Here is a 25,327-nt window from a genome sequence, read left to right on the forward strand (position 1 = left end):
GTCAGGAATCACCCTGCCCCAGCGGTCCGACAATCTCGGTCAGCGAGACGCCGAAGCGGGAATTGTCTTCCTCGACGACGACCACTTCGCCGCGGGCAACGACGCGGCCGTTGACCACGACGTCGACGGGCTCGCCGACGCGGTGATCCAACGGGACGACGGCGCCACGGCCGAGCTTCATCAGATTCGCCACCGGGATGGTGGCCGATCCCAGCACCACCTGCATGGTGACGGGAATGCGCATGATGGCATCCACATTGGCGAACTTGCCGGTCTCCTCGGCGGTGCGGGCGGCAATCTCCGCCAGCCGCTCGAGTGGAGAGGTCTCGGCATCGTCGGATGCGGTTGCGGATTCGTAGTCGAAGGATTGCGCCATCTGGTATCGCCTCTTGGTAGTTCCGCTCCCGGAGCGTCGCAACGCTCCGATCTAACTCTTCGGCCGCTTCGGGCCCTAATGCTTGTTGGCCTCAGGACCATTCGCGGTCACGGCGCCCTGCAGCCCAGTGCGTGCATCGAGTGCCGCGATCGCCTCGTGGGCTTGATCGATCTTCGCGCTCAACACATTGGCAAGCCGGCCCAGATTTGCGGTGGAATCGTGCGCCGCGGTAATCACGGTGTCGAAGGCGCCGGCGGTCTCGTGAACGATGGTCGAGAATTCGCCCTGATAGCTGCGCAGCTTCGCGAGCTCGCGGTGCATCCGGGTCACCCGCATGCTGGTGAAGGCCAGCGCGATCAGCAGCACCGCATCAACGAGATAGGATATCATCGACGAACTCCCGCTTCTGATCGACGGGATCTGCCACCTGCATGGCGTAGTAGCCATCGAGCTGGCCGATCTGGCACCAGAACAGCACCTGGTTGTTGCTCTCGAGCCGCGCCAGCGTGCGCGGCGTGGCCTCGAGCTCCAGGATCTGCCCCACCTTGAATTTGACGACGTCCTCGAGGGCGATCATCTTCTCGTCGAGCACAGCGCTCAGCGTCACCTCGGTGCGGTGAACTTCGCTCTCCATCTGCTCGCGCCAGCGCGGATCGGCTGCGCCGCCCTCGCTGACGACGACGTGGGCAAGCTTTTGCCTGAGCGGGTTGAGCGCGGAGTGCGGTATGATGAGGAACATCTGGCCGCCGCGATAGAGCGCCTGCAGCATGATGTTCGCGCAGATCGACATGTTGCCGCTGCGCCCGATCGCCAGCGACGCCATCGCCGTCTCGACCCGCTCGACGCGGAAGGTGACGTTGGAGGTGCCGGCGAAAGCGGCTTGCAGCGCCTTTGCGAACCGATCGAACAGCGCCTGGACCAGGCGGATCTCGATGTTCGAGAAAGTGCGTTCGACATCGAGCGGGGGCTCGGCGCCATCGGAGCCGAACATCGCCTCGACCATCGTGAACACGAAGTCACGGTCGAGCATGATAATGACGCGCGAATCCCACTGCTCGGCATAGAGCACGGCGGCGACCGCATTGCCTTCGTAGTCCTTGATAATGTCGCCGACGCGGTCGTTGGTGATGCCGTTGACCGAGAAGTAGCAGGGCGTGCCGGCCATCGGCTGCAGGCTGTCCGTGCACGATGCCGCCATGCGATCGAAGATCACATTGAGCATCGGCATGCGTTCGATCGAGATGCCGGCCGCGTCCAGCAGGTAGTTCGGCAACTGCTTGCGCTGATCGACCTCGACGTCTTCCATCCTCATGCGCGTGCAGCCTTGGGTTCAGCGTCGGTCACGACGGCCTTGGGACCTGCGATCGTCTCGTTCTCGACGACATCGATCGACGGCCGCTCGGAGCTCGCGATCATCTTGCGGCCGTGCTCGACGGCGATCTGCGGCATGGCGCCGTTCATGAACGCCAGCAGGGTCTGCTTGACGATGATGTAGGGCCGGCACTTCTTCTCGCGCGTCATCTTGATCTTCAGCGCGAAGGGCGAAATGATGCCGTAGGACAGGAAGATGCCGGCGAAGGTGCCGACCAGCGCCGCGCCGATGAAGCCGCCGAGCAGCTTTGGCGACTGGTCCAGCGCGCCCATGGCTTTGATGACGCCGAGCACCGCCGCGACGATGCCGAGCGCCGGCAGCGCCTCCGACACCACCACCAGCGCATGATAGGGCGTCAGCTTGCTCTTCACGATGGTGTGGATCTCCTCGTCCATCAGCGCCTCGATCTCATGGGTACGGGCATTGCCCATGATGATGAGGCGCACATAGTCGCAGATGAACTGGAGCAGGGACGAGTCGCCGAGCACGCTCGGGAACGCCTTGAAGATCTCGGAGGACGAGGGATCGTCGATATGTGCCTCGACCTCGTTGCGGCCCTTGCCGCGCAGCTCGCGCATCAAGGCATGAAGCGCGCCGAGCAGGTCAAGATAATAGCGCTGGCCGGGCACCGCGCCGGTGACGGCCTGCATGCAGGCGACCCCGGTATCCACCACCGTCTTCCACGGATTGGCCACGATGAAGGTGCCGACCGCAGTGCCCATGATGATCACGAACTCCCACGGCTGCATCAGCACGGCCAGGTGCCCGCCCATGGCGGCAAATCCGCCAAGCAGTGCTGCCACCGTGATGACAATCCCCACGAAACTGCCCAACGCGCCGCTCCATCGCCGATCCCGTCGGGAATATCTAGTTGGCGACGCTTGCGCGAAGCTGGCTTGCACACCCCTTCCGGCCTCGCCAGCCCCGCGCAAGCAATTCGCGGCAGCTTGAGACGATGTCGCAGCAGCGACCAGAGGGGCGCGTGCCATGCTATCCACGATCGCGGATTACACCAGGCTGACAACCGACATGAGCAAGTCGCTGACTCAGGTTGAGCAGCAACCGGACGTCAGCCGCGATACCGCCTACTATCTTGCCAATATCGGCAAGGTGAAGAGCATCGACGATTTCCTGAACAACTATAAGCTCTACTCCTATGCAATGAAGGCTTTCGGCCTGGACGACATGATTTACGCCAAGGCGTTAATGCGGAAAGTGCTGACCGAGGGCGTCGCGACATCGAACACCTTCGCCAACAAGCTGAGCGACAGCCGCTACCGGGAGTTCGCCGCCGCCTTCAACTTCGCGGCGCTCGGCGCCAATGCGACCCAGAGCACCGCGGCCACATCAGGCACGACCAGCCAGTATGCCACCCAGACACTGGAGCAGGACGCCGGCGACCAGAATGAGGGCCTGCGGCTGGCGCTCTATTTCACGCGCAAGGCCGCCTCGATCACGAGCCCCTACCAGATCCTCGCCGACAAGGCCCTGACCCAGGTGGTGCAGACCGCGGAGGGCTGGTCGTCGATGATCAGCTCGTCCGATATCGACATGCAGGCCAAGATGATCACGGACAAGATCAACCTTGCCGATTTCAAGGACCCGACCAAGGTGACCAAATTCGTGCAGCGCTTCGCGGCGATGTGGGATGCGACCCAGGCCCAGAGTGATAGCTCGACCAACCCCGCGCTGGTGCTGATCACCGGCGCCTCGACGTCGTCGGCAAGTCTCGACACCGATATGCTCACGACACTTCAGAACATCAAGTTCAGCAGGTAAGTCATGCAATCGGCTCTCTACGTCGGATTGTCGGCCCAGGTCGCGCTCGAGAAGCGCCTCCAGACGATCGCCAACAACGTCGCCAACGTCAACACGTCGGGCTTTCGCACCGACGTCGTGAAATTCGAGACGGTGCTGTCCAAGGCCGGCGCCAACCCGGTCGCGTTCTCCTCGCCCGGCGACAACATCATCTCGCGCGAGCAAGGCAACATCACGGAGACCGGCAACCCGCTCGACGTCGCCGTGGTCGGACAGGGCTGGATCGCCTTCGCCGGCCCCAACGGCACGGTCTATACCCGCGACGGTCGCCTCCAGATCGCCGCCAATGGCGACCTTCAGACGGTGTCGGGTTTCCCCGTCATCGATTCCGGCGGCGCGCAGCTCACGCTCGATCCCAACGGTGGACCGGTCTCGATCTCGCGCAGCGGCGCGATCACCCAGGACAACAACGAGATCGGCACCATCGGCCTGTTCAATATTCCCGCCGATGCCAATCTCGATCGCTACGGCAATTCCGGCGTCACGCCCGACCGGCCCGCGACCGCCATCGCCGATTTCAGCCGCGATGGCTTTAAGCAAGGCTATGTCGAGGGCTCCAGCGCCAATCCGATGATGGAATTGACCAAGCTGATGTCGGCCTCCCGCGCCTTCGACAGCACCAACTCGCTGATCGACGGCACCGAGAGCGCGCTCCGCAACGCAATCCAGACGCTGGGCGATCCTAGCAAGTAGACGTGCGCGTCGCGCGTAATTTTGGGGTGGACTGTTTCCTTGAACGCTCTTCGGCAACTTGAGTGGGCGATGCTCGAGCTCGAGCAGAGCACGCCATTGGCAAGCATCAGCGGCGCGATCTCCGAGATCGCGCCGACGCATTTTCGTGTCTCCGGCCTGTCGCGCTCGGTCAAGCTCGGCGAGCTGATCGGCGTCAATACCGGGGCCAAGCCCCAGATCGGCGAGGTGGTGCGGATCGACAGCGACGGCATCGTGGCCAAGCCGTTCGACCGGCATTTCGCCGGCGGGCTCGGCGCGGTCGCCTACCGCATGCCGCCGCTGTCGTTCGCGCCGGGTCCGAGCTGGAAGGGCCGCGTTATCAACGCGCTCGGCGTGCCACTGGACGGAATAGGGCCGCTCACGCCAGGGTCGAGGGCCGTTTCGGCCGAGGCGGAGGCGCCGCCGGCCATGAAGCGGGCGCGCGTGCACAAGCCGCTGCGCACCGGCGTCCGCGTCATCGACCTGTTTGCGCCGATCTGCGCCGGCCAGCGCGTCGGCATCTTTGCCGGCTCGGGCGTCGGCAAATCGACGTTGCTTGCCATGCTCGCCCGCAGCCAGGGCTTTGACACCGTCGTGCTGGCGCTCGTCGGCGAGCGCGGCCGCGAGGTGCGCGAATTCATCGAGGACGTGCTCGGCAACGACCGCAACCGCGCCGTGACCATCGTATCGACGGGCGATGAAAGCCCGATGATGCGACGGCTGGCGCCAAAGACGGCGATGGCAGTGGCCGAATATTTCCGTGACCGCGGCGAATCGGTGCTTCTCATCGTCGATTCGATCACCCGCTTCGCCCATGCCGCCCGCGAGGTCGCGCTGGCGGCCGGCGAGCCGGCGGTGGCCCGCGGCTACGCCCCGACGGTCTTCACCGACCTGCCGCGGCTCTTAGAGCGCGCCGGACCCGGCGAGGAAGGATCCGGGACCATTACCGGCATCTACTCCGTGCTGGTCGATGGCGATGATCACAACGAACCGATCGCCGACACCATCCGCAGCACGCTGGACGGGCACATCGTGCTCTCCAGGCACATCGCCGACCAGGCGCGATATCCGGCGGTGGACGTGCTGGCCTCGGTTTCGCGCCTTGCTCACAACGTATGGGACCCTGAGGAGCGCGAATTGGTGAGCAAATTGCGCTCCCTGATCGCCAAATACGAGGACACTCGCGACCTTCGCCTGATGGGCGGGTACCAGTCGGGACGCGATTCGGGGCTCGACCAGGCTGTCGACATGGTGCCGCGAATCTACAACGCCATGCGCCAAGACGCCTCGGCGCCGGCGAGCGCGGATCCGTTCCGCGAGCTCAGGGACATGCTCAAGGGCGACTAGCGGCACGGCTTGCCGGCCGCGCGCGGCGCGTGCCCTCGCTTCCTGCCTGCGACCCGCGCATCGTGGCACAAACTGCATAGGCGCTCCTTCGCCGGCGATGTCAGTCGCGCGAATCTCAGCCGTTAGGATGAGACGATCAGCATGGTCGCGGAAGACGACACCCGGATGATGCTCCAGGCATAATCCCGCGACAACCGCCGCGTGCATTCCCTGCAAATTCCCCTGACGCTGCGTTGGCGATTTCCGAAGCAGATCGCAGAAGTTGTGGATGACTTTCGTGTTGCGCGTCGCCTGTCCTGCACAAGCTTCGATCAACTGCATCAACGACAGACAGCAATATGCGTGCAATCCGGCACGCGTAGAACTACGTGATCTGGCTTGTTTCACTGCGTATTGCGTTCAACTTCATGTGTCCCAGAGAGCGAGATTGTCTTGAACATTACATTGGTCTGCAACGACATTCGTTCTCGAGTACTCTCTCTACTTGATTTTGTTGAGAAGCTCATTCATCGTTTCGATGGAACATAAGAAACGTCTGCGTGTGACTTGAACTCAGGGGCTTCGGTTGAGCAATTCCGATCCATCGTCCAGAAGTGACGGCAACTCGGGCTTGCGTACGACGACCTTGCGGTTGGCATGGCATCGGCGGCACCGTTTCTTGCGCAGCATCCTGCGACGCTCATCAGTCCGGGGCGAAAGGCTCGCCATCCAGGCCTTTGTGTTGGGCATGAGGCACTCATCGGACGCGGCTGAGCATCCGGCTTTGCGCAAGATATTCGTGCGCCATGGTGGAAAGCGGCTTCGGGGCGCCGCACACGCGATTCCCGGGGCAAGGTAGGAATTTATGCCGTTGGCACGCGAAGCAGTCGAGCTGCTGGTTCAGGCGGCCAGAGCCTGGTACTTCGAAGGTAATCAACACGGATTGCGCGATCGGGAGTGGATGGCGCTGCGCTTTCTCGGCCGCGCCAATCGCTTCTCGCGCACGCCGTCCGCGCTTGCCGGGTTCATTGGCGCGACCAGAGCAACCGCGTCGCAGATCGTGAAGACGCTGGAGAGCAAATCCTTCCTGGTGCGAAAGCCGTCGCAGGAAGACAAGCGCTCTGTCGTTCTGCACGTCACGCCGCAGGGCGAGAAATGCCTGAACCAGCATGACCCGATCAATCACGTGTTGAATGCGGTCAATTCGCTCGGCACCGAGGAATGCGTAAGGCTCCGCGACTCGCTCCGCGAGGTTCTCAATCATCTCGATGCGGCCCATCAGCGGCTCGACGCCAGCATCTGCCGCGATTGCATGTTCCTGGCCGAGCGCAGCCCCGGCACGGGCAAGGGCCGCACCACCGCCGAGTTCATGTGCCGGCTGTATCGTGCGCCGGTCTCGCTCGAGGAGACCGAGCTGCTGTGCACCAGCTTCGAGCGCACCCGCGACCGCCCCAAGATCGAAGATCATTTCGATCGCGCGCGCGTGGCAAGCCAGGGGTGAGGCTGTAGTGCGGGAGGGTGGGCAAAGGCGCAAAGCGCCGTGCCCACCATATGCTTGTAGTAGGCACGCTTCCGCTTTGCCCGTCCTACGATATCATCGCCTGCGGCAAGCAGCTCCAATCACGGACACACTTTCGCAGCCTCGCGGCGCGTTTGCCCGAGCTTTGCTTGATCTCTCCACCCTCTCAATCGAGAGGGCGCAGGGAAGACCGGGTGCCGGCGCGGTCTGCTGCGCGAAAAATGTAGCGCAAGAAGACCGCACAACAGCATACAGGTGAAGCCCAACACACGGCCTTCCCTGCTCGATGGTTTGACGGCTTATGCCGTGCTCTCCCGGGAGTCGAATTCCTTCTGGCCTCCCTCGCCTCGCGAATTAGCGATGTGGTTGATCCGGTTGGACGCTCCACACCTCCGCGACAGGCTTGACCGTAGCGACGACGGCCGAGACCACACGGTTTTGCCGTACGCGCGCTCGCCAGCGCCACAGAGGCTTTCGGCAGTGTGCACACGCGCCGCAAAGCATGTTGGCACGACGAACTGACAGCGCCGCTCGTCCACACGCGGCTTCGGGCTCACAGGGACTACCCACCCTGCCCGCGCCATCTCGTGCCGACGCTGCCGCATCCACCGCAAGCCCGGCTCGCGAAGCGTGACGACGTACGATCGCCCCTCAAGGTGAACCGGGATGGGCGACACATACGTCATTTCCGAATTTCGGTAAAACGAAATATTTTCACCGGCGCGGATTGACAGCCCTTGCGGGTGTTTTGCCGTTGGGGCGCCCGCCCCCGGATGATCGAGGCGCGCCGTTACTGCGCGCCCGATCCGCCCTGCACGATCTTCTCGTTCAGCTTCTGGTCGACGGTATCGACCGTGCGGTCGATCTCGGCATTCGGCGCACCGAGCTGGTGCGAGATCAGCTTCACCAGCAGGTCGACGCGCTCGATGAAGGGCGCGCCGCTCGCGACCGCCCGCGCCGCCGATGACGGCTTCAGCAGGCTTTCGGCGGCCTTGGCGTATTTCGCAAACGGCACCTGGTCCGCGGGATCGGCGCCGAGGCGGCGGGCGATGGCATCGACATGGTCATAGATCGTCTGCGAGCGCTTGAGGTCACCGTGCACGGCGTCGCGGATCGACTGCGGTTCGTTCGGCGTGATGCAGCGGTAGTTGCCGGTGAGCAGCATCGACCATTTGGCCAGCGGCACGAACAGGGAATCAAACACCTTCAGCTTGACCGGCACGTCCTTGCCGTCGAGCGTCACCGCGTCGATGTCGGCCTCGAGCTCGCGCAGCACCTTGTTGTGCTTCTCGTCGGCAAAGACCGAGGCCTTGAAGTTGGTGGGCAAGCCGACATGCAGCACGTTCGCGGCTTCCTCCGGCGGACGGAAAGCCTGCGGATCGGGCGAGCACAGCGTCACCAGCCCCGGCTCGAACCGCTCCCACACCTGCGCATTGGTGTAGGCTTCCTCGAGATCCATGTCTGACAGCGCCGGGATACGCTTGAGATAAGGTAGCGGCGGCATGTTCATGATCGACAGGCACGGCAACTTCGCCGCGGCGATCTTGACCATGAGCATGCGAACCGTGTGGTTGGTGTATTGCGGCTCCTGCATTGCAAGGCCGACGAGATCGTAGCGGGAGACGTCCACATTCTGCGGCGTCACGGCGTCGAGCTTGCCGGGCAGGTCGCGCGAGAAAATGGCGCGGTGGACCGCCTCGTCGCGCAGCTTGATGCGCACCTCGGTGCCGTCGCGGTTGATCAGCTCCGCGGTCTTGGCGCGGCAGACCAGGGTCACGCTATGCCCGGCCATCAAGAGCTTGGTGCCCAGCAGGGAACCGTAGGAAGCTCCCAGAATCAGAACGTTGCGCGCCATGATCGTCCCCTCGAAAATGTGTGTGATTTTTGAGCCCCGGCCGTTGTCCGCGGGTGCGTTGCAGCATCTAAGGCAAACTGGGCGGGGATGGCAACTGGGATAATGCATACAAGGAGCGCCCGATATTCCGCTGTGCGGATAGCGCCGGCAGGCCGATTCACTTCACCAAATGCGATTTACCCGAAATATGGATGCATCGCTGATCCCGCCGTCATCCCAACCCGCACTTCTACGGCTTTCAAATCCCAACAGAAATTCCGCCGTGGGCAACGCGACGTGTTCCCTCGTGTTTCGCTCGACGCGTCCCGCTTCGATTGATAAGCCGCTGTCCGCGAATGACGGGGCTTGAGTCGGGGACATGACGGTTGCGATCGAGATGGGTCTGACCACGGCGGGAGCCGGGGCGGCCATGGACCTCGAAGAATTGCTGGCGACCCGTCTCCTGGTGCAGGGCAATTCCGGCTCCGGCAAGTCGCATCTGCTCAGGCGCCTCCTGGAGCAGAGCGCGCCCTGGGTGCAGCAGGCCATCATCGATCCCGAGGGCGATTTCGTCACGCTGGCCGAACGCTTCGGCCATCTGGTGATCGACGCCGAGGATCACACCGAGCGCGGCCTGCAGGTGGCGGGCGAGCGCGCCCGGCTGCATCGCGTGTCCACCGTGCTCAATCTCGAGGGGTTGGACGCCGAGAATCAGATGCGGCGCGCGGCTGCGTTCCTTGGCGGCATGTTCGACGTCGAGCGCGACCATTGGTACCCGATGCTTGTGGTGGTCGACGAGGCGCAGCTGTTCGCGCCGGCGGTTGCCGGCGAGGTGTCGGACGAAGCGCGAAAATTGTCGCTGGGCGCCATGACCAATCTGATGTGCCGCGGCCGCAAGCGCGGCCTTGCCGGCATCATTGCGACGCAACGTCTGGCCAAGCTCGCCAAGAATGTCGCGGCCGAGGCGTCGAACTTTTTGATGGGTCGCACCTTCCTCGACATCGACATGGCGCGCGCCGCCGATCTGCTCGGCATGGAGCGGCGGCAGGCCGAAGCCTTTCGCGATCTCGAACGCGGGCAGTTCATGGCGCTGGGACCGGCGCTATCGCGCCGCCCCTTGCGCCTGAATATCGGCCCAACCGAAACATCCCCGCGCAATTCGACGCCGCGGCTGATGCCGCTGCCCGAAGCGACGCTGGAAGATGCGCGCGCCGTGATCCTGGCTGCGCCGCCGCCGGACGCCAGCCGGCCGCAGCGCCGGCCTGCGCCTGATCTGCTCGAGCAGCTTCGTGCGGCCAAGGCGGCAGCGCCTGAAATCAGCACTGAAGAGGTCGAGGAGCCGGTCAGTGCCGCAGAGCTCGCCGAACGGCGCGAGCGCGTGGACCGGACGTTGCGCGCGGTGCTGGCCGCGCCCGATGCCGGCTTCCGCGCCATCGGCGTGCTCTATCAGGAGTTCGTGGTCCGCTGCCGCATCGAAGGCCTCGGCGCGTCCGTGCCTGACCTTACCGAATTCCGCCGCATGCTGACGCATGCGCGCGCGGGCCTCGGCACGGACATTGCCGGGGACGATTCCTGGCGGGAGGTGACGCTGCGCGCCTCGATCCTGCCCGACGACATGCAGGGCGTGTTCATGATGCTCGCGCGCGCGGCCAAGGAAGGCTGGCCCTGCCCCGGCGACATCGCCATCGCCCGCGCCTATGGCTCGCATTCGCTGCGCCGGGCCCAGCGCCTGCTTGGCTATATGGAGGAGCAGGGCCTGATCGTCGTTCAGCTCGACGGCGGCGGCCGCCGAATCGTCACACTGGTGGAATTGGCCTGGGCGACCGCACCTGGCGATCCCAACGGCGACGATCAGCCGGCCGAGCAAATGCCGAGCGCGGCGTCGGCCTGACGCCGTCACGCCGCCGCGAACATACGGCGATAAAGTAGGCTCGAGACGAGCCAGGCGATCACGAACAGCGCGATCACCGCGAAACCGACATTGGCGAGCGACTCGTTCAGGCTATCGACCAACGCCCACACGCCACCATTAAGTCCAAGCCGGTCGCTGATCAGGCCAAGCGCCTCGATGCCGCCGATCAACAGCGCGACCGCGACGGACGCGCCAGTGATCGTGAGGTTGTACCAGAGCTTGCGCATGGGATCTACGAAGGCCCAGCGATAGGCGCTGACCATCAGCGCGGAGTCGGCGGTATCGACCAGCGCCATGCCTGACGCGAACAGTGCGGGGAAGACCAGGATGTCGGCGAGCGAGGCACCACGTGCCGCTTCGGTGGCGGAGATGCTGAGCAGCCCGACCTCGGTTGCGGTGTCGAAGCCGAGGCCGAACAGCAATCCGAGCGGAAACATGTGCCATGGCTTCGTCACCAGGCGGAACATCGGGCCGAGCAGGCGCGCGAGAAAGCCGCGATGCGCGAGCAGCGCCTCGAGCCCGGCGGCGTCATGAACGCCCTGCTCGCGCGCGGCGCGAAAGGTTCGCCACAGGCCGGCGAAGATGACAAGGTTGATCGCGGCGATCGCCAGCAGGAACAGCGCCGACACCGAGGTGCCGATCAGGCTGCCGATATCCTTCAACAGGCTGCCACCGCCAAGGCTGACGACGCCGAGCGCGAGCAGCATGGTCGCGATCACGACCACAGTGGAGTGACCGAGCGCGAAATAGAGACCGACGCTGCGCGGCGCATCGCCCGCCTGCATCAGCTTGCGCACGACATTGTCGATGGCGGCGATGTGGTCGGCATCGACGGCGTGGCGCAGGCCGAACACCCAGGCGAGCAGCGCAGTCGCCATCACCGCCGGCAGCTCGCCGAACGCCGCGAAAGCCCAGGCCCATACGGCGACATTGGCGGCGACGAGGCCGCCGAACAGCAGCACCATTCCGGGCTCAGCCGCCCGCACAGACCATCTCGTCACGTCACGCATTCCGCCGCGCGCCCCATTGCGTCAACGGTATGATCTTTTCAGATAATTGTCACACTGACCAGCGCAAAACCCGAACCGCCGAGGCGGCATTCGCGCATAGCCGCCTTACGCGGCTTCGCTGCCGCCGAGATAGGCGTCGCGCACGCGAGGGTCATCCTTCAGCGTGCGCGCCGGGCCCGAGAGCACGATCTTGCCGGTCTGGAGCACATAAGCCTCATGCGCGATTTCGAGCGCAAGGCTGGCGTTCTGCTCGACCATGAAGATCGAGACGCCGTCCTGGTTGATGGTGCGGATCAGCTCGAGCACGCGGTCGACATAGAGCGGCGACAGGCCCATGGTCGGCTCGTCCATCACGATCAGGCGCGGACGGCTCATCAGCGCGCGCGCCATCGCCACCATCTGCTGCTCGCCGCCTGACAGCGAGCCCGCGCGCTGCGACAGCCGCTGGCCAAGCTTCGGGAACAGCGTCAGCATCTTGTCGAGATCCTGCGCCACGGCGTCGCGGTCGCTGCGCACGAAGGCGCCCATCAGGATGTTCTCGCGGACGCTCATGTCGGCGAACAGCCGCCGCGCCTCGGGCACCGAGGCAATGCCACGGCGGACGATCTGCGGCGTGGTGAGGCTGATCAGCGAGGCACCGTCGAACGTCACCTCGCCCGAGCGTGGCTTCACCAGGCCAAGAATGATCTTCATCGTCGTCGACTTGCCGCTGGCGTTGCCGCCGAGCAGGCAGACGATGTGGCCGCGGCCCACGGTGATGGACAGGTCGAAATGCACCTGGGCCTGGCCATAGAACGTGTTGACATCAGTCAACGCCAGCAGTGGTTCGGGTGCGCCCGTGGTCATGCCGCACTCTCCTGCTCCGCTGTTCCTGACAGCCCGTGGCCGAGATAGGCCTCGATCACCTTGGGATCGCCACGCACCTGCCCGCCCGGCCCTTCCGCGATCTTCTTACCCTCGTCCATGACGATGACGCGATCGGAGAGCTGCATCACCATCTCGAGCTTGTGCTCGATCAGGAGAATGGTCAGCCCTTCTGCTTTCAATTCGGCGACGAGCGCCTGCATCTCCGCGGTCTCGCTCGGGTTCATGCCGGCGGTCGGCTCGTCGAGCAGCAAGAGACGCGGCTTCAGCGCGAGTGCGCGCGCGATCTCGACGCGGCGGCGGTTGGCATAGGACAGGCTGTAGGCCGGCTGGTCGATCCGCGGCAGCAGCCGCTCACCGAAGCGGGCGAGAATGGCTTTGACGTCTTCGCGCAGCCGCTCTTCCTCGGCCTTGACGCTTGAAGGACGCAGCAACGCCAGGCCCAGCTCCAGCAGTGGACCGATCACAGGCACGGCCGGCTTCACGGCACGCAAGCGTGTGTGCGCGCCGATCAGGACGTTGTCCATGACACTGAGATTGCCGAAGACGCGGCCGAGCTGGAACGTGCGCGCGATGCCCTGCGCGGCGAGCCGCTCCGGCGAAAGGCCCGTGATGTCCTGCCCTTCGAAGCTGACTGTGCCCCCATCCGGCCGATCGAGCCCGGTGACCAGATTGAACAGCGTGGTCTTGCCGGCGCCGTTCGGGCCGATGATGCTGACGAGCCCGCCCTTGGCGAGATCGAGATCGATGCCGTCGACGGCGGTGAGGCCGCCGAAGCGGCGCGTCAGCCCGCGCAGGGACAACAGCGGTGCGAGCGCCTCCGCCATCAGATCGTCCCCAACAGGCCTTGCGGCCTGAATCGCACGAGCAGGAGCAGCACGATGCCGTAGATCAGAATGCGGTACTCCGCCGCGATCCGGAACACTTCGGGCAGGCCGACCAGCGCCACTGCGCCGAGAATCGCGCCGACGACGTTGCCGAGGCCGCCGAGGATCACGACCGTCAGCGCCAGGATCGATTGCTGCGTGTTGAAGGTCTCGTGATTGATGTAGGAATAGAGATGCGCGGCGATGCCGCCACTGACGCCCGCTGCGAAGCCACCGAAGATGAAGGCGAGCGACTTGTAACGGTTGAGGCTAAGGCCATAGGCGCGCGCGGCGATGTCGTCATCGCGGATGGCACGAAAGCAGCGGCCGAGATGCGAGCCCAGCAGGCGCGCCTGAAGCAGCGCGAGCACGACCATCACGGCGAAGGCGAACCAATATACCGAGGCCGGGCTGATCAGGTCGTAGCCGAACAGCGACAGCGGCGGGATGCCGGAAATGCCGATCGGCCCGCGCGTGACGCTTTCCCAGTTCAGGATCACCAGCGACACGATCTCGCCGATGGCGAGCGTCGCGATCGAGACGTAATGCCCGCGCAGGCGAAAGGATGGCGAGATCAGGATCGTGCCGAGTGCGGCGCTCATCAGGCCGCCGGCCATGATGGCGAGGCCAACAGGCACGTTCAATGTCAGCGACAGCAGCGCGGACGTATAGGCACCGATCGCGAGCAGCGCGGCGTGTCCGAGCGAGACCTGGCCGATCGTGCCGGCCACCAGCGTCAGGCTGAGCGCGAGCATACCGAGCAGCCAGGCGTTGATCAGCGTCTGGAGGATGTAGAACGACACCGGCAGCAGCGGCAGGATCGCCAATGCGACGATTGCGACAGCCAGGGCCCAGCGCGGAATACGCACTGGCCGGCTCGGCGCGATAAAGGTGCCAGTGAGTGGCTCCGGCGGCGCCTGCCGGGCGCTGGCAAACAGGCCGTTCGGCCGCAGCACCAGCACGACCACCAACAGCAGGAAGGCGAACAGATTGCGATAGCTGGTGCCGAACACGGCGACGCCGTAGCTCTCGACAAGGCCAAGCAGCATGCTGCCGATCACGGCGCCGGGCACATTGCCGGCACCGCCGACCACCTCAGCCACGACGCCCTTCAGCGTCGCCTGCAGGCTCATCGCGGTGTCGATCTGGTTGTAATACATGCCGACCAAGAGGCCAGAGACACCACCGAGCGCCGCTGCGATCCCGAACACCGTCTGGTTGACGCGGTTGACATCGACGCCCATCTGCATCGCGGCGTCGCGATCCTGCGAGGCGGCGCGCACCGCCCAGCCAAGCTTGGTATAGCGCAGGAACACGAACAGCAGCAGCGCGCTGGAGATCCCGACGCCGGCGATCAGCAGATCCAGCGGCCCGATGGTTCCGCCGCCAACCTGAAATCGCACATCCGGCAACTGGCTCGGCAGCGCGCGCGGATTGGGCGAGAAGGTCAGCATGACCAGCTGATCGAGCACGAAGCTGATGCCGATGGTCGCCAGCAGCGGCGCGATGCGCACCGAGTTCTGAAGGGGCCGAAGGCCGAACCGCTCGATGATCAGCCCGACGACCGCGGCCACCACCGCGACGACAATGATCGTGAGCGGCAGCGGCGTGTGCAGCTGCACCACCGCGACCCAGCCGATATAGGCGCCGACGAGGTAGATCGAGCCCTGCGCGAAGTTGATCAGCCGGCTGACGCCGAAGATCAGCGCGAGCCCGACCGCAACCAGGGCGTAGACGTTACCGACGATCAGCCCGTTGATGGTGTAGTCGAGCCAGGAAGACACGCAGGGTTCCTAATGAAGGGAGAAAGGCCGGAGCAGGAGCTCCGGCCAAGAGATCAGGTCGGCTTGCCGTCCCAAAGCGCGAACTGGCCCTTGCGTACGACGAGCTCGGCATTCATCGCGCCCTTGACGCGCCGGGTGGCGACGTCGAACGTCGCGGTGCCGAAGATCACGCTCGGGACGTCCTTCACCTTGGCGAAGGCATCGCGGATCGCCTTGCGATCGGTGCCGCCGATCTTCAGCACGGCCGCGGCCATGTTCATGGCGTCATAGGCGTAGGCGTTGAAGGCATCGGGCTCGAGACCATTGTACTTCTTCTTGAAGCCGGCGATGAACTTCTGCACCTCGGGCCGCGGATCTTCCGGGAAGTAGCGCGTGCCGACATGGACGTCCTCAACGGCATCACCGCCAAGCTCGATAAACTTAGGTGAATAGACCGAGCTCGCGGCGCAGATCACCTGCTTGAGCCCGACCTGCCGCGCCTGGCGCGCGATCAGCGCACCGTCGGAGTAATAGGAGATCAGGACCAGGCCATCGGGATTGGCATCACGCACGCGCACCAGCGTGGACCGGAAGTCGCGCTCTTCGGCGATATAGCCTTCGGTGACGACGATCTCCGCGCCATATTCCTTGGCGGCGTTGTTGAAGTAGTCGCGGCTGGTGCGGCCCCAATCGGTGTTGAGATGCAGTACCGCTAGCTTCTTCAGGCCGAGGCTCTTCACCGCATAGCGCGCCAACAGCGGCTGCTCGTCGGCCTGGCTGACCGACGTGCTCCACATGAAGTCGCCGCCCTTGGTGAAGTCGGGATGCGAATTGGTAAAGCCGAACTGCACCAGGCCGCCGCGCTGATAGATCGGCGAGGCTGCCATCGAGGCGGGGCTGGAAAAGTCGCCGAGCTCCAGGACGATCTTGGGATCGGACACGAATTTCTGGGCGATCGCGACCGATTGTCGTGGATCGCTCTGGCTGTCCTCGAACTGATAGGCAAGCTTGCGGCCATTGATGCCGCCGGCGGCCGTGATCTCGTCGAGCGCGAGATCAAAGCCCTGCTTCCATTGCGTGCCATATTGCGCGTTCGGCCCGGTCAGCGGACCGCTGACGCCGAGCATGATCGGATCGGTGTCGGCGAAGGCGCTGCGGGAGGAGACTGCGCCCGCCATCATGGCGGCCAGTGAGCCCTTGACCAGGGTTCGGCGATTGATGTTGCTCATGCACGGCTCCATCCACTCAGGTGTTGAAAACAAGCAGCAAGTCTTGTGCCGGTGAAATTGCCTATTTCGAGGGCTCGCCCAGCGACAGCATGAGCCGGTTCGCCCAGTTGAAGAACGAGGCGCCGTTGATGACGTCGACGATCTCGGCATCGTCAAGGCCCGCACTGCGCAGCTCCTTGATGTTGTCAGGGCCAAACGCGATCGGCGTCGCGGCCAGCGCCACCGACGCCTTCACCACGGCGTTCCAGCGTTCGCCGAGATCGGCCTTGACGCCTTCATCGAGCAGCTTCTGCACGTCCTCGCGGCGCTTGGAATAGGTGCTGGCGAAGCGCGCATGCACCGAGGCGCAATAGATGCAGCCGTTGTAGCGCGAGGTCGCGGCCGCCGCGAGCTCGCGCTCGGCGCGCGGCAGGCCGTCGGCGACGTTGTAGAAGATGTCCTTGTCGGTCTTGGTGCGGGCTTCCAGCACCTCGGGATCGCGCACCAGCAGGCGGAAATATTCCGACTTGGCGCGGGCGCGGTCGACCAAGCCGTTGAAATGCCGTTCGGTGAGCTCGGCCTCCGGCAATGGCTCGATCCAGGAGACCCAGCCGAGCTCATCCTGGGTAAAGACGACGGGCGGATTGACGGTGGCGCTCATGATGGCGGCCTCCTCTTATGCGTTCGCGGCGGCAAGCGTGCGCAAGCCGCTGACGACCCGCACCTGGAACGACAGGAACGCGACGAGTTGGGAGAAGGTGACGATGCCGGTGGTCGACCAGCCGGCGGCGAGCAACGCCTTCATGTCGCTGGATGCCGCATCGCGCGGCCGGAACACGAGCAAATGCGCATGCTCGAGTGCCGCGACCAGCCGGGGGCTGAGGGCGGACTTGCTCGCGGCGTCCACGCGATAAATCAGGCCTGCCGTGTTCTCGATCGAGAGCGGTCCCGCCGGAAACGAGCCATAGGGGCCGGAGGTCTTGCCGCGTGCAATCTCGGCGTCGATCGCCTTAACCAGAGCCGCGCCGCCGGCGGTCGCGGCAAGCTTGTCGCGATAGAAGCTGGCAACGGGAGACTCGCCATGGAGTCCGGTCACGAAGGCCGCGACCGCGGCGCGTTCGAGCAACGAAAAATCGCCGGCATCGATCGGTTCGAACAGCGAAAGATAGCTCTTCTGCGCGTTTTCGCGCGCTTGCATGCGCTTTCCGCGAATGGCGTCCAGCGCCGATCCCGGCTCGATTCCGACAAGCGTGTCGATGATGTCAGGCGTACTCATCATAAAGCCTCATGCAATCCATCAAATCCGACTAGCCGGCCAAGGCCACTTCGGGCGCTGTCCTGGTCCAGCCCAGCGCCGGCGCAACCTTCTCCGCGACCAGCTCGATCGAGCGCAGCACCTGGGGGTGCGGCGCATCGACGGAATGGACCTGGAAGACGAGGTCGGTGATCCGCTCCAGCGTGGCGTCCGTGCGCAGCGAGGCGATCACCTCGCTAGCGCCGCCGACATGGGTGTCGAACGCCGTGATCATCTCCTCCAGTGTCTCGCCCGGGGGAAGGTGACCGCTCTTCATGAATTGCGGGAGCGCCCGGCGTAGCCCGATATCGGCAAGCCGCATCGCTTCGCGATGATCGTCCGCGACAAAGACGCTGCGCGAGGCCATGATGCGCGGCTCGGCCCCTGATGGCAGCGCTTCGAGATAGGCGTCGATGATCGGATTCTGGATCTCGGCGAGGGTAGCGTTTGGCGCATCCTTGGTCCGCGGCTGGGTACGCGAGAGCAAGAGGCCGTCGCCGGCCTTGCCGGCGCGGGCGCCGCCCGCCACCGAGAAAGTCGCCTGCCAGATGCGCTTGTCCAGTTGCGGCCGCTGCGGGTAGAGCGTGTCGCCACCGTCGAGCGGCTTGCCGGTCAGTGCCTTGCGGACCACCTCCAGATTGCGCGCAAAAATCTCGTTGCGCTGAGTGCCATCGAGGCCGAAGGCAGCGAACGCCGATGGGTTACCACCGGTGCCGACCCCGAGCTCGAAGCGGCCGTTGCAGAGTAGATCGAGGACAGCTGCGTCCTCCGCCACCCGCACCGCGCTCTCCAGCGGCAGAGTGACGATGCCGGTGCCAAGGCGGATGCGCGAGGTCTGGGCTGCGACATAGCCGAGGAAGGCGAAGGGCGACGGCAGGCCGCCCTCACGCTCGTGAAAATGGTGCTGCGCGATCCACGCGGAATCGAGACCGGCCTTCTCGGCGCGCACGATCTGCTCGGCGGCATTGCGATAGCGCTCGGCCGGCGGGGCCTCATCAAGCAGGCGCGTGAAGAATCCGAGGCGTTTCAGGTTTGCAAAGCGTTTCATACGACCCCTGTCGGGCGAGAATGGGTCCCGATGATGTCGGTTGCTGGAGCAGGAAACAAGCGGGCAATGTGCAAGGCTGCCCGCCGGGATCGGTGCCCCACGCAGAACTTTGGCTAGGCAGGCTGCCTACCAGCTCGGCAGCACCGCGCCCTTGAACTTGGTGAGGACGAACTCCTTGACCTCGGGTGTGTGGTAGCTGTCGACCAGGGTCTTGACCCAGGGCTTGTCCTTGTCGGCGCTGCGCACCGCGATCAGGTTCACGTAGGGTCCCTTGGGGTCCTCGCGCAGGATCGGATCCTTGACGGGATCGAGGCCCGCCTGGGTTGCATAGTTGGTGTTGATCGCGGCGGCGTCGACGTCGTCGAGCGCGCGCGGGGCCTGAGCAGCGTCGACCTCGATGAATTTCAGCTTCTTGGGATTCTCGGTAATGTCGAGTACGGTCGGCTTGAAGCCGACACCGTCCTTAAGCTTGATCACGCCCTTGTCGCGCAGCAGCAGCAGGACGCGGCCGCCATTGGTCGGATCGTTGGGGATCGAGACCTTGCCGCCTTCAGGAATGTCGGCGAAGGCCTTGTGCTTCTTGGAGTAGACGCCGATGGGGAAGTTGACGGTCAGCGCGACGGACTCGATCTTGTAGCCGCGATCGGCCTTCTGGTTGTCCAGGTAAGGCTGGTTCTGGAAGGAATTGGCCTGGATCTCACCGGCATCGAGCGCGGCGTTCGGCACCACATAGTCGGAGAACTCGATCAGCTGGATGACGAGCCCCTGCTTGGCGGCGATCGGCTTCACGGCCTCCAGAATCTGCGCATGCGGACCCGGCGTCACGCCGATCTTGATGGTCTCGGCTGAGCTTGCTGCCGACCAGGCGGCGAGCACGGTTGCGAGGATCAGGGCGGGGCGAAACGACATCTTGGTCTCCATGACTCAGCGACAACAATTGGAACCGTATTCGCTTCTCCGCCGGACGAAATCAATGAAATGGAAATTCATATTTGGCACCGGCGGCGGGCAACGCTTCTCCGTTCGCCGCGAAATGGGAAATGAACGCAAATTGAGGCAGGGGCGAGCCGCGCGCAAGCCCTTCCTAGGCGCGCGGTTCGGCGCGCCAGGTCGACGGTGACAGCATGATCCATACGCAGATCGCAGCGTAGGCCGCGAGCGATACCGTGACCATGGTGGCAAGCCCGGTCATTCCTGCCCCGAAGCTTGCGACAGCGATCCAGCCGCCAACAGCAGCAATCAGGATGCGCGCGATGGAGCCGGCGAGCGGGCCCAGCGCGCGGCCCGTGCCCTGGACCGCGAAGGAGGTCACGAAACCAAAACCCAGCGCGGCATAGGCCGGCGCCACGATGCGCAGGTAAGTCATGCCTTCGCTCACGACGCCTGTGTCGTGGCTGAACAGATGCAGCCAGGCGGTCGGAAAGATCGCCACCAGTAGCCCTATCGAGCCGGTCATGATCATGCCGGCGGCGCCGCTGACCCAGCCGATCCGTTGCGCGCGCGCGGTCTGGCCCGCGCCCATATTGACGCCGACCATGGTCAGCGTCGCCGTGCTGATGCCGAACAGCAGCGGAATCATGATGTAGTCGAGCCGCGAGGCGATGCCGTAGCCGGCAAGCGCGGAGGTGCCGAACAGGCCGACCGCACCGGTGACGAGGATGACGGTGAGGTTGGTCAGCACGGCATTGAACGCGGTGGGGATGCCGACCTTGAGCATGTCGCCAAAGATCTTTGCACGCAACGGCGCGATGTGCAGCCGCAGGCCGGATGCGCCCGAGGACATGTAACGCAACAGGAACAGCATCGCCGCACCGTAATAGAGACCGAAGGCAATGCCGGCGCCGCCGATGCCGAGGCTTGGGACGGGTCCGAAGCCGAAGATCAGCAAAGGCGAGACGGGAATGGTCACGATCGCGCCGATCAGCGTCACCAGCGCAGGCACCTTGACGTTGCCGGAGCCGCGCAGCGCGGCGGCCTGGAGGTTCACGATCCACACCGGAATGGCGCCGGCGAACAGATAGCTGGAATAGGTGACGGCCGCATCGAGTGCGCCGTCTCGGCCGCCGAGCGTTCGGAACAGCGCCGGACCGCCGAAGTGCACCCCAAGCGTGAACAGCCCTCCCGCAATGATCGCAAGCAAGATGGCGTGGAACAGCGCCGCATCGGCATCGTCGCGGCGCCCGGCGCCAACCGCGCGTGCCACCGACGAGGCGACGCCGGAGCCGAACCCGCCATTCGACATCATGGTCATCAGCATGAAGATCGGAAACACCAGCGCGGCGCCCGCCAGCGCATCGGTGCCGAGATAGCCGACATAATAGGCTTCGGCGATGTTCACCGCCGTCTGCGCCACCAACACCGTCACCGTCGGTGCCGCGAGCTTGATCAGCGTCGGCAGGATCGGCGCGGTCAGAAGCGCGGCGCGCCGCGGGTCCGCGGACGTCACTGCCGGGCGAGGCGCTGCCGCGCTACGCGCCGGGACCTCCATGGTCGGCATTGACGATGCGGCGACGTCCTCGACTGACATTCCTGAGGTCCTGTTCCGTTCCGAGGCTGCCGCAGCAGCTATTGAATTATGATCATAATGTATTATTATGATCGTAATGCAATAGCTAATCGCTCACGATGTCGTGGCCATGGATTTCAGGCCGGGCATCGGGAGGGAGTTGAGGCCATGCGCTACGAAAAAGGACACAAGGACGAAACCCGCCGGCACATCCTCGATGTCGCCTCCGCCCAGTTCCGCGAGAGCGGAATCGCCGCGGTCGGCCTCGCCGGCATCATGTCGGAGGCCGGTCTCACCAACGGCGCCTTCTACACCCACTTCGCCTCCAAGGAGGATTTGGTGCGGGAGGTGCTCGTGGACGTGCTCACCCGGCGCCAGGAGCGCCACAAGGCCAATCTCGAGAGTGGCATCGCGGTCGAAACCGTGATCCGCGACTATCTCTCAGCGCGTCACCGCGATCGCGCCGACAGCGGCTGCCCGACTGCCGCGCTGGTCGCCGAGATCGCGCGGCATCCCAAGGCAACACGCGATGCCTTCACCGGCAAGGTCTCCGACATCGTCGGGTTGATGGCGGAGCAGATCAGGCAAGGCACCGCAGACGAGCGACGGCGCAAGGCGATCACGATCTATTCGACCATGGTCGGCGCACTGCAATTGGCGCGCGCGGTCAACGACAAGCAGTTGTCCGATGAGATCCTGGAGAATGCGGTGGACGCCGCGGTGACGATCGCGAACGCGCGCTGACGCGCTCGCACGTTCGGCTGCCATGTGTGGCTACACCGGATCAAACGCCCGGATCGGCGGCAGGTTGCCGGTGAATTTCTCCAGCTCCACCGTGGTGAGCTGGCCGGTGCAGCCCTGCGCGAAGGACGAGGTGCCGATGTCGCGGGTGAGCACGTTGGGATTGCCGTGAACACAAAGCGGCGCGTCGTCCTCGGGGTCCATCGGGTCGTACCACGCGCCGGTCGGCAATTGCACGACACCGGGCGCGATGTCGTCAGTGACATGCACCGCGGCCAGGCACGCGCCGCGCTCATTGAACAGGCGAATGATGTCGCCGTTCTTGATGCCACGCGCGTCAGCATCCCGAGGATTCATCCGCGCGACTTCGCGGCCGCGATGCTTGGCGCCGAGCGAATGTCCGCCGAAATCAAGCTGACTGTGCAGCCGCGTTACCGGCTGGTTAGCGACGAGGAAGCACGGCGCCCCAGGTTTGGGCATATCGGTCTTCTCGAGCCACACCGGATGGCCCGGACAATCCGCATCGCCGTGGCCGGCGATCTTCGCGGAATAGATTTCGATGCGTCCGCTCGGCGTCGGCAGCGGATGCGCGACCGGGTCCTCGCGGAAACTGCGCAAGCGGCCACCATCGTCGGGCTGCTGCGGCACCACCAGGCTGCCGCGCTTCCAGAATTCCTCGAAGCTCGGAGCCTCCAGGCCGCGCTTGGCGAGCGAGGCGCGGGTCGGCTCGTAGAGATGCTCCAGCCATTGCCGCGAGCTGCGTCCCTCCGTGAAGGGCTCACGGGCGCCGAGGCGATCGGCCAGATCGGCGAAGATCTCGTAGTCGTCGCGCGCGAGCCCAAACGGCTCGGCGATGCGGTGCATCGCGACCATCAGGGGATCGTTGCTGGAGTAGCCGATGTCCTCGCGCTCAAGCGTCATAGTCGACGGCAGCACGATGTCGGCATGGCGCGCGGTCGCGGTCCAGGCGAGCTCGTGCACGACCAGCGTGTCGAGTTTCGCAAAGGCCTTGCGCAGGCGGTTGATATCCTGGTGGTGATGGAACGGATTGCCGCCGGCCCAATAGACCAGGCGAATGTCCGGATAGGTGCGCGTCTCGCCATTGTAGCGATAGGTGTTGCCGGGACTGAGCAGCATGTCGGCGATGCGCGCCACCGGGATGAAATCCCTGACACCATTCCGGCCCTGCCCCAGCGTCGGCCCGGGCACGTCGTTGACGCGGCGGCCGTAATAGCCGATTGCGCCAAGCGAATAGGCGTAGCCGCCGCCGGGAAGGCCGATCTGGCCCAGCGCTGCCGCCAGCACCATGCCCATCCAGACCGGCTGCTCGCCATGCTCGGCGCGCTGGAGCGAGTGCGAGACGGTGATCAGCGCGCGCTTGCCGGCAAGCCGGCGCGCCAGCACGCGGATCGCGTCGGCATCGACACAGCAGATCGCGGCGGCCCATTCGGCATGCTTTGGCTGACCATCGCTTTCGCCGGTGAGGTAACGCAAAAACACCGGCCACCCTTCCGTGTAGCGGTCGAGGAAGGCCTGATCGTGTAGGCCTTCGCTGACCAGCGTGTGGACCATGCCGAGCATCAGCGCGGTATCAGTGCCGGGGATGCAGGTCATCCATTCGGCGCCGGCCTCGACAGGCAAATCCTCCCGCAGGGGGCTCATCAGGATGAACTCGCAGCCGCGCTTGCGCGCCGCTTGCATTGCACCGCGTTCGACATGCTTGCTGATCGAGCCGCCGGCCACCATCGAATTCTTCAGCGCCATGCCGCCGAATGCGAGCACGATCTCGGTCTCTTCAGCAATCTGCTCCCAGGTGACGTTGCGTTTGGTGATGTCCTCGTAGCCCGCCATGATCTGCGGCAACAGCACGGAAGAGGCGCCCGACGAATAGGAATTCACCGAGCGGACATAGCCGCCCATCGCGATGTTGAGGAAACGGTGGACCTGGCTCTGCGCATGATGCAAACGTCCGGCGCTCGACCAGCCGTAAGAACCGCCGAACACGGCGCCGGGGCCGCGCGTGTCGCGGATGCGCGCCAGCTCATCGCCGAGCAGATCCAGCGCCTTTTCCCAGCTGACGGAAACGAATTCGTCGCGGCCCCGCCTGTCATCGGGACCGGGCCCGCGTTCGAGCCAGCCCTTGCGGATAGCGGGCTGCGCAATACGGGCCTGATGGCGAAGAGCGCCGGGGAAATTGTCGATGATGCCATTCGGATCGGGATCGCCGCCATAGGGTCTGACCTCGAGCCCGGCTTTGCCGTTGCGCGCCGAAAACACGCCCCAATGCGAGGTGTGCGGCTTGAATCCATCCGACAAATCGAGGCCGGGGTCGGGGAAGCCGATCGTATCGTCCATCGCGTGGCCCTCAATCGCGGAGCGCCGCGCAGGCAGCTCCGGTTGCATCGTTCGCCAATATAATGAGGCCCGCGCGTGCAGGGCAACGGAATACCGATGCGCGGAACCGCGCGCATGGCCGCATCCCACGGATCGCACGACAACGTGCGGCACGTTCCATCTAAATCCGTCATCCCCGCGCAACGGCGAAGCCGTGTCGCTGGGGTGACGTCAGGAACTTTGGCTCGCAGCCCCAATATCGGCGTTGAGAGTGCGGAGAGCCTCAACTCTGCGCGTCAACATGGCTCGTCCGACCGGACGACGCCGCCTGCTGCGCGGCGTAAGCGGACGCAGCCGAGGATGTCGGTGAATATTGCGCGAAGGATTCGGTGAGCTCCTCGGCCGCCTCGGTGAGCCCTTTCATCACGCTGGCGCTGTCCGATGCCTGATTGCCGGAGGAGTGAACGACCTCGAACGAATATCCATTCGGGAGATCGACATGGATCTTGTCGAAGCCCACGGTATCGGGCGTGTCGTCATTCTGCCTTTGGGCGGTCGCGGAGGACGAACTTCCCGATACCTGCCGGTCGGCGAAATGTTGCACGAAATCTTCGATGGATTTGAGCGCGCTACTATCCAGGCCGCCGCCGCCGAAATGGACGAGGCCGACCGATATGCCGTTCGGTAGGTTGACCTTCACTTCATCATATGGCGTCCCGTCGTTCATCAGCGAGGCGAAAGTCGAGACGTCCCCTTGCGAACCGTCGGTCGATTTCGACGGGCTGGCGGATGACGACGAACTCGCCGCGCTTCCACCGACGATAC

Annotated in this window: 23 protein-coding genes; 6 read left to right on the forward strand and 17 right to left on the reverse strand. The window is 64.6% G+C overall.

The window, feature by feature from the left end; genetic code table 11:
- Nucleotide 1 precedes the first annotated feature (1 nt).
- The 4 genes from fliN to motA all read right to left on the reverse strand — a co-directional run bounded on the left by fliN (nucleotide 2) and on the right by motA (nucleotide 2,581).
- Entirely contained in the window at nucleotides 2-376 is a 375-nt protein-coding gene (gene fliN, locus L6637_RS26885) for a flagellar motor switch protein FliN (RefSeq protein ID WP_237862757.1), read from the reverse strand.
- Between the two features lie 75 nt (nucleotides 377-451).
- Complete coding sequence (locus tag L6637_RS26890) at nucleotides 452-766, reverse strand: hypothetical protein (RefSeq protein ID WP_237862758.1); 315 nt, start codon at nucleotides 764-766, stop codon at nucleotides 452-454.
- Nucleotides 747-1,688, reverse strand: coding sequence for a flagellar motor switch protein FliM (locus L6637_RS26895; protein ID WP_237862759.1), 942 nt, complete (start codon nucleotides 1,686-1,688; stop codon nucleotides 747-749). The genes L6637_RS26890 and L6637_RS26895 overlap by 20 nt, the downstream gene beginning before the upstream one ends.
- The gene (gene motA, locus L6637_RS26900; protein ID WP_237862760.1) at nucleotides 1,685-2,581 is read right to left on the reverse strand and encodes a flagellar motor stator protein MotA; all 897 of its coding nucleotides are present in this window, start codon (nucleotides 2,579-2,581) and stop codon (nucleotides 1,685-1,687) included. The genes L6637_RS26895 and motA overlap by 4 nt, the downstream gene beginning before the upstream one ends.
- Nucleotides 2,582-2,735: 154 nt before the next feature.
- Here motA and L6637_RS26905 point away from each other — a divergent pair, with 154 nt between their 5' ends.
- From L6637_RS26905 to L6637_RS26920, 4 genes are all read left to right on the forward strand, one after another.
- Nucleotides 2,736-3,527 (forward strand): DUF1217 domain-containing protein, encoded by a 792-nt coding sequence (locus tag L6637_RS26905; RefSeq protein ID WP_237862761.1) that lies wholly within the window; start codon nucleotides 2,736-2,738, stop codon nucleotides 3,525-3,527.
- A gap of 3 nt (nucleotides 3,528-3,530) precedes the next feature.
- The gene (gene flgF, locus L6637_RS26910; protein ID WP_237862763.1) at nucleotides 3,531-4,259 is read left to right on the forward strand and encodes a flagellar basal-body rod protein FlgF; all 729 of its coding nucleotides are present in this window, start codon (nucleotides 3,531-3,533) and stop codon (nucleotides 4,257-4,259) included.
- Nucleotides 4,260-4,298: 39 nt separating this feature from the next.
- Nucleotides 4,299-5,624 carry a flagellar protein export ATPase FliI gene (gene fliI / locus L6637_RS26915; RefSeq protein WP_237862765.1) on the forward strand — a complete coding sequence of 442 codons (1,326 nt, stop codon included), beginning with the start codon at nucleotides 4,299-4,301 and terminating at the stop codon, nucleotides 5,622-5,624.
- A gap of 844 nt (nucleotides 5,625-6,468) precedes the next feature.
- On the forward strand, nucleotides 6,469-7,104 hold the full coding sequence (locus L6637_RS26920; RefSeq protein WP_237862766.1) for a MarR family winged helix-turn-helix transcriptional regulator: 636 nt from the start codon (nucleotides 6,469-6,471) through the stop codon (nucleotides 7,102-7,104).
- Nucleotides 7,105-7,912: 808 nt separating this feature from the next.
- Here L6637_RS26920 and L6637_RS26925 read toward each other — a convergent pair.
- Nucleotides 7,913-8,977, reverse strand: coding sequence for a ketopantoate reductase family protein (locus tag L6637_RS26925; protein ID WP_237872437.1), 1,065 nt, complete (start codon nucleotides 8,975-8,977; stop codon nucleotides 7,913-7,915).
- A gap of 358 nt (nucleotides 8,978-9,335) precedes the next feature.
- Here L6637_RS26925 and L6637_RS26930 point away from each other — a divergent pair, with 358 nt between their 5' ends.
- Nucleotides 9,336-10,847 carry a helicase HerA domain-containing protein gene (locus L6637_RS26930; RefSeq protein WP_237872439.1) on the forward strand — a complete coding sequence of 504 codons (1,512 nt, stop codon included), beginning with the start codon at nucleotides 9,336-9,338 and terminating at the stop codon, nucleotides 10,845-10,847.
- A gap of 5 nt (nucleotides 10,848-10,852) precedes the next feature.
- Here the strand turns inward: L6637_RS26930 and L6637_RS26935 are convergent, their stop codons facing one another.
- From L6637_RS26935 to L6637_RS26980, 10 genes are all read right to left on the reverse strand, one after another.
- Nucleotides 10,853-11,833 carry a HoxN/HupN/NixA family nickel/cobalt transporter gene (locus tag L6637_RS26935; protein WP_377803185.1) on the reverse strand — a complete coding sequence of 327 codons (981 nt, stop codon included), beginning with the start codon at nucleotides 11,831-11,833 and terminating at the stop codon, nucleotides 10,853-10,855.
- Between the two features lie 150 nt (nucleotides 11,834-11,983).
- On the reverse strand, nucleotides 11,984-12,724 hold the full coding sequence (locus L6637_RS26940) for an ABC transporter ATP-binding protein (protein WP_237862770.1): 741 nt from the start codon (nucleotides 12,722-12,724) through the stop codon (nucleotides 11,984-11,986).
- Entirely contained in the window at nucleotides 12,721-13,569 is an 849-nt protein-coding gene (locus L6637_RS26945; protein ID WP_237872444.1) for an ABC transporter ATP-binding protein, read from the reverse strand. Before L6637_RS26945 ends, L6637_RS26940 begins: the two co-directional genes overlap by 4 nt.
- Nucleotides 13,569-15,392, reverse strand: a complete 1,824-nt coding sequence (locus tag L6637_RS26950) for an ABC transporter permease (RefSeq protein WP_237872447.1) — start codon at nucleotides 15,390-15,392, stop codon at nucleotides 13,569-13,571. Before L6637_RS26950 ends, L6637_RS26945 begins: the two co-directional genes overlap by 1 nt.
- 53 nt (nucleotides 15,393-15,445) lie before the next feature.
- Complete coding sequence (locus L6637_RS26955) at nucleotides 15,446-16,600, reverse strand: ABC transporter substrate-binding protein (protein ID WP_237872449.1); 1,155 nt, start codon at nucleotides 16,598-16,600, stop codon at nucleotides 15,446-15,448.
- 61 nt (nucleotides 16,601-16,661) lie between these two features.
- The gene (locus L6637_RS26960; protein WP_237862775.1) at nucleotides 16,662-17,240 is read right to left on the reverse strand and encodes an alkylhydroperoxidase domain protein; all 579 of its coding nucleotides are present in this window, start codon (nucleotides 17,238-17,240) and stop codon (nucleotides 16,662-16,664) included.
- Between the two features lie 15 nt (nucleotides 17,241-17,255).
- Complete coding sequence (locus L6637_RS26965; protein WP_237862776.1) at nucleotides 17,256-17,855, reverse strand: CMD domain protein; 600 nt, start codon at nucleotides 17,853-17,855, stop codon at nucleotides 17,256-17,258.
- Between the two features lie 31 nt (nucleotides 17,856-17,886).
- Nucleotides 17,887-18,921, reverse strand: coding sequence for a putative FMN-dependent luciferase-like monooxygenase (locus L6637_RS26970; protein ID WP_237872451.1), 1,035 nt, complete (start codon nucleotides 18,919-18,921; stop codon nucleotides 17,887-17,889).
- 126 nt (nucleotides 18,922-19,047) lie between these two features.
- Entirely contained in the window at nucleotides 19,048-19,842 is a 795-nt protein-coding gene (locus tag L6637_RS26975; RefSeq protein ID WP_237872453.1) for a MetQ/NlpA family ABC transporter substrate-binding protein, read from the reverse strand.
- 163 nt (nucleotides 19,843-20,005) lie between these two features.
- Nucleotides 20,006-21,448 (reverse strand): MATE family efflux transporter, encoded by a 1,443-nt coding sequence (locus L6637_RS26980; RefSeq protein ID WP_237872455.1) that lies wholly within the window; start codon nucleotides 21,446-21,448, stop codon nucleotides 20,006-20,008.
- A gap of 147 nt (nucleotides 21,449-21,595) precedes the next feature.
- Between L6637_RS26980 and L6637_RS26985 the strand changes: the two genes are divergently transcribed.
- The gene (locus tag L6637_RS26985) at nucleotides 21,596-22,171 is read left to right on the forward strand and encodes a TetR/AcrR family transcriptional regulator (protein WP_237872457.1); all 576 of its coding nucleotides are present in this window, start codon (nucleotides 21,596-21,598) and stop codon (nucleotides 22,169-22,171) included.
- A gap of 30 nt (nucleotides 22,172-22,201) precedes the next feature.
- On the opposite strand, the gene L6637_RS26990 is transcribed toward L6637_RS26985, so the two are convergent.
- Complete coding sequence (locus tag L6637_RS26990; protein ID WP_237872459.1) at nucleotides 22,202-24,523, reverse strand: molybdopterin guanine dinucleotide-containing S/N-oxide reductase; 2,322 nt, start codon at nucleotides 24,521-24,523, stop codon at nucleotides 22,202-22,204.
- A gap of 262 nt (nucleotides 24,524-24,785) precedes the next feature.
- A complete protein-coding gene (locus tag L6637_RS26995) occupies nucleotides 24,786-25,229 on the reverse strand; it encodes a hypothetical protein (protein WP_237872461.1) in 444 nt (147 codons plus the stop codon).
- Nucleotides 25,230-25,327: the final 98 nt, after the last annotated feature.

Source organism: Bradyrhizobium zhengyangense (assembly GCF_022012435.1).
GTDB classification, from domain to species: domain Bacteria; phylum Pseudomonadota; class Alphaproteobacteria; order Rhizobiales; family Xanthobacteraceae; genus Bradyrhizobium; species Bradyrhizobium zhengyangense.